The organism is Paraburkholderia sp. (assembly GCF_034668105.1).
GTDB lineage: Bacteria > Pseudomonadota > Gammaproteobacteria > Burkholderiales > Burkholderiaceae > Paraburkholderia.
This window is the reverse complement of the sequence record NZ_JAXDPY010000597.1, coordinates 1-4,660: the sequence shown is the minus strand read 5'-3', so window position 1 is coordinate 4,660 and position 4,660 is coordinate 1. Positions and strand designations below refer to the sequence as shown.

Genomic DNA, 4,660 nt, shown 5'->3' with positions numbered 1-4,660 from the left:
GGCGTGGCGAGCGCCATGAACACCACCGCGATGCACAGCATGCCGAGGAACGTGGGCCGCGGAATATGCAGCACCGACACGCCGTACGACAGCGAAAACGTCGTGGCGTTATAGAACAGCGTGTAGCAGACCACCATGGCCAGCGCGCCGAGGAGGGTCGGCAACCAGTGCTGCGAAAGCAGCGTGGCGATCGGCACCTTCACGCGCTCTTTGCGTTCGATCGCTGCCTGGAAGGCCGGCGTCTCGGCGATTTTCAGGCGCACGTACAAGCCGAGCGCGACCAGCACCGCGCTGACGAGGAACGGCACGCGCCAGCCCCAGCTGCGGAATTGTTCGTCGCTCAACGACAGCGCCAAAGCGAAGAACAGACCGTTGGAGGCGAGAAAGCCGATCGACGGTCCCAGTTGCGGGAACATCCCGAACCAGCCGCGTTTGCCGGCCGGCGCGTTCTCGGTGGCGAGCAGCGCCGCGCCGCCCCATTCGCCGCCGAGGCCGATACCCTGGCCGAAGCGCAGCACGCACAACAGGATCGGCGCGAGACTGCCGATCGAATCGTAGCCGGGCACGAAACCGATCAACGTGGTCGACACACCCATCACCAGCAGCGAAGCGACCAGCGTCGACTTACGGCCAATCCGGTCGCCGAAGTGACCGAAGATGAATGAGCCGATCGGCCGCGCGACGAACGCGATGCCGAACGTGACGAAAGCCGACAAGGCCTGGGCGGTTGCCGAGCCATGCGGGAAAAACACCGGTCCGATGACGAGCGCCGCAGCGGTTGCATAGACGTAGAAATCGTAGAACTCGATCGCGGTGCCGATAAAGCTCGCGAAGATGATCCGCGCGCTGCTGTTCTGCCCGGCCGCATTGGGCTGGGCCGCGGAAATCGGCGAAGTGGACATGCAAGGTCTCCTATGTCGTGATGCCTTTGGGCGCCGTGCTTCTGTGCGGGCGGCGCGTGCTCAGGCGGCATTTTTGTTTGGATTCGTGCGCTTGCGCGCGTCTCGCAGGGGGTTGAAGTCATGCTCGGCGCGAGCGACGAAGCGACAGCTTACAACGGCAGCCGGCTGACGTCAGCGGTCGCATGAGATTTTAGCGCTGCTTCAAAGCCGTGATGCAGCCGCTTCGGCTGCGTTTGGACGCGTTCGGACACTGCGCTGGCGTGGGGTTCAGTCGATGGTTTGCGCTTGCGGCGAGGCGAACTCGCGCAACTGGAATTTGCCGTTGTCGTTGAACAGCCAGTCTTCGAACAGTTCGATCTGGCCACGGCCGTTCAGCAATTTGCCGGGCGGCTGCGGGAGTGGCGACGCGCGTCGCAAGGTGGCAAGCGCGGTGCTTTCGGCTTCGTCGTCGCCATTGGTGCGATAGACCGACGACTCCAGCACCCGGCCCTCGTGATCCACCGTGAACGACACCACGACCAGCGAGCGCAGCATCGCTTGCGGTGTGCCGTGCAAGACATAAGACGGGTTGCGTTCGATGATCCGTTTGGCGACCGCGCTGCGATACTGGTCGAGCGTCGCACTATTGACGGCCGCCGCCGGGGTGACGATCAGCGGGCGTTGTGGCGGGGTGATGGTGCAGCCGGCCAGGGCCGCCGCGAGCGTCAGAATCGAAGCCGACGTCAATGCCGGCGCCGCGTGATACGCATGCAATAGAGACGCGCTCACGCGTGAGGCGAAGCGTCCTGTCAAGCGGCGAAGGTGGCGCGTGCGGCTGAGCATCGTCGTGGAAAGTACCGGGACGGATCTAACTCGATGGTAGTCAAAAAGCGCCAGGTTTCAATTGTCGTTCACCCTGTATGTCAATCCCGAGCCACATGGCCCGGTTCGCTTGCACGCCGTGCCCAGAGATCTTTCCATTGCCTTTCTGCTGCATGCATGAGCGGCTTCAGTCTGATGCGATCCACCTGACATAACCCGGGTTTGAACAAAGGATCCTCACGCTAGTCCTCACACAACACGAGTTCTAAGAGTCTTCCTATGGCGACTCGATCCTCGCGTCAATAGCGTGGTTGACCGGACCATCGGGCGCAGCGCCGCGGCGCGGTCATGAGCCGTGCGCGGCCGGCGCTACGCGAGCCGATCGGACCTGTCCATCCCGACAACGAGGTATCGCTTGGAACACTCTTCATTTGCGTTGACGCGCACGCAATCCCGCACGCTGGCGCATGCCGCCGGTCCCAATCTCTGCGCCGTCTACCGGATCGACGGCCGTCCCGACGCCGCACGTCTGTCCGCCGCCGTGGCGCAACTGGTCGTGCATTGCCGGCCGCTCGCCTACCGCCTCGTCGAAACCGAGCAAGGTCTGCGCTGGGTCATGCGCCGCGAGGTGTGCGCGGAGCTGAACGTGATCGATCTCGACAGTCGCGACACGCGCGACGAAGCCGCCGCGCGGTCGCTGATCGACGGCCTATGCGCGCGGGCCTTTCGCCTGGATGCCGGACTGCCGTGGGCGTTTACGCTGCTGCGCGACGGTGAACGAAGTTATCTCGTGTTCGCCTGTCATTCCGCGTTGCTCGACCGTTTTTCGCTGAAGCCGTTGTTCAACGCGCTGTCGTGGTTCTATTGCGGCGAGGCGCCTGGCGCGCCGCTCGACATCGATCAGCAAGGCCTGCTCGACGCCGAGCGCGAATTGCGGGCGAGCGGCCGTTTGCAGACCGACCTCGATTTCTGGATCGGCCAGCTGGGCAATGCCTCGTTCGAATGGCATCCGCCGCGCCGGCAGAACGCGCGGGCCGACAGCAGCTTCACCGTGCGCCTCGATGCGCAAACAGACGCCGCATTGCGCAGCCAGGCAAAAGCACTCGGCATCGCCCCGGATGGTCTGATCAAGTTGTGCGTTCACGTGCTGCTGCACCGCATGACCGGCAGCCGCGCGGTGCTCACCGCGCATCACCAGCGCGGCCGCGGTCCGCGCGACGAGACGATGGGTTTCGACGAACGGCGGCGCTTTCTGAAAACCGATTTCGACGACACGATGACGCTGCGGCAGTTTCTGCGGCACGCGGCGGCGCGCGCGGAGATGGCGGATTTTCACGCCGGGCTGCCGGCCTTCGAAGTGCTGCACGATATCGAGCGGCGCGAGCCGGGTTTCGTGCGTGCGACCAATGTGGTCTGTGAGACCGACAGCTTGCCCTATGACGCGCTTACGCTCGACGCGCTGCCGGTGGTCTTGCTGGCAGCGTATTCGCGCCGTTTCGCGCATGAGGAGATTGGCGTCTATCTGGATGTGCGCGAGCGGATCGCGTTGCATGTGCATAGCCGGCATCCGCAGGAGCTCGACGGCTTGCGTCTCGCCTTCGAGCATTTGACGGCTTTGCTGGCGCGCGTCGGCGAGTGTCTCGAACAGAAGCTCGATGCGATCGATCTCTATACCCCGGCTTTGCGGCAGCGCTGTGCGCAATGGTCCGATGGCGGCCCGCTCGCGGCGCCCGCGCGCGACGTGCTCGATCTGTTCGCTCAGACGGCGCTCGAACACGCGGGGCGTCCGGCGCTCAGCGGCCCGGACGCCGTCTTCACTTACGCGCAACTGGCGCTTGCCGCCCAGCGCGTGGGCGCGGCATTGGCCACGTGCGACATATCCACCCATTCCGTGCCACAGCCCTTAAGGCCACGAGCGCGTCGGACACACTGTGCTCCGGCCGTGCCCGGGCCAGCCGCGCCGGATGAACGGGACACGCTGATCGGCATTTGCGTCTCGCGCGGTGCGAGCATCGTGCCGGCCATGCTCGGCGTGCTCGCCAGCGGCGCGGGCTACCTGCCGCTCGATCCGCAGATGCCCGATGAGCGTTTGCGCTACATCGTCGAGGACGCGCAACTGCAAGCGGTGATCGTCGATGCGGCGACGCACGAGCGCCTGAGCGCGTTGGTGGATTGCGCACTGTATCGGCTCGACGATCTGTTGAATGCCCCGGTGGCCGAGGCAACCGTTTCACGATTCACGCAGGCCGATCCGCACCGCGCAGCCTACGTGATCTACACGTCCGGGACGACGGGCAAACCCAAAGGCGTGGTCATCGAGCGCGGCATGCTGGCGCATTTCATCGCGTCGCTTGCGGGCCGCTACCGGCGTGATGAAAGTACCCGCTGGCTGCAGTTCGCGTCCGTCAATTTCGACGCCAGCGTGCTGGAGATTTTTAATCCGCTGACGCATGGCGGCCACCTGATCGTCGCACCCGAAGCGGTGCGCACCGATGCCGAAGCGCTGTCCGTTTTCCTCGACGCCGAACGCATCACGCATGCATTCCTGCCGCCGGCGATTCTCAAACTGCTGCCGCGGCGCGCGCTGCCGCATCTGGACACGATCTTGTGCGGCGGCGAGGCGAGCGACGACGAGACAATCCGTTTCTGGTCCGGCGTACTACGTCTGTCGAATATCTACGGGCCGACGGAGGCCACCGTGATGGCGACCGACAACACCTTTGACGGCGACAAACCGGCCAATCAACTCGGCCATCCGCTCCCTGGCTACCAGATCCACCTGCTCGATGAGGAAGGCCAGGCGGTGCCGCTCGGCGCCATCGGCGAGATCTGCATCGGCGGGGCGGCGGTCTCGCGCGGCTATCTGTTGCGGCCCGAGTTGACCGGACAGAAGTTCCGCGACAATCCATTCGGCCCGGGCCGTCTTTACCGTTCCGGCGACCTCGGCCGCTTCCAGC

General features: G+C 64.8%; 3 protein-coding genes. 1 reads left to right on the top strand and 2 read right to left on the bottom strand.

Features of this window, described 5'->3' with window-relative positions; genetic code table 11:
• The coding region (locus tag QOC89_RS26420) for an MFS transporter (RefSeq protein WP_323047724.1) at window positions 1-902 on the bottom strand (902 nt) is incomplete at its 3' end.
• Between the two features lie 267 nt (window positions 903-1,169).
• Window positions 1,170-1,724, bottom strand: a complete 555-nt coding sequence (locus tag QOC89_RS26415; protein WP_323047723.1) for an energy transducer TonB — start codon at window positions 1,722-1,724, stop codon at window positions 1,170-1,172.
• A 394-nt stretch (window positions 1,725-2,118) separates the two neighbouring features.
• Between QOC89_RS26415 and QOC89_RS26410 the strand changes: the two genes are divergently transcribed.
• Window positions 2,119-4,660: AMP-binding protein (locus tag QOC89_RS26410; protein WP_323047722.1), on the top strand; the 2,542-nt coding region annotated here is incomplete at its 3' end.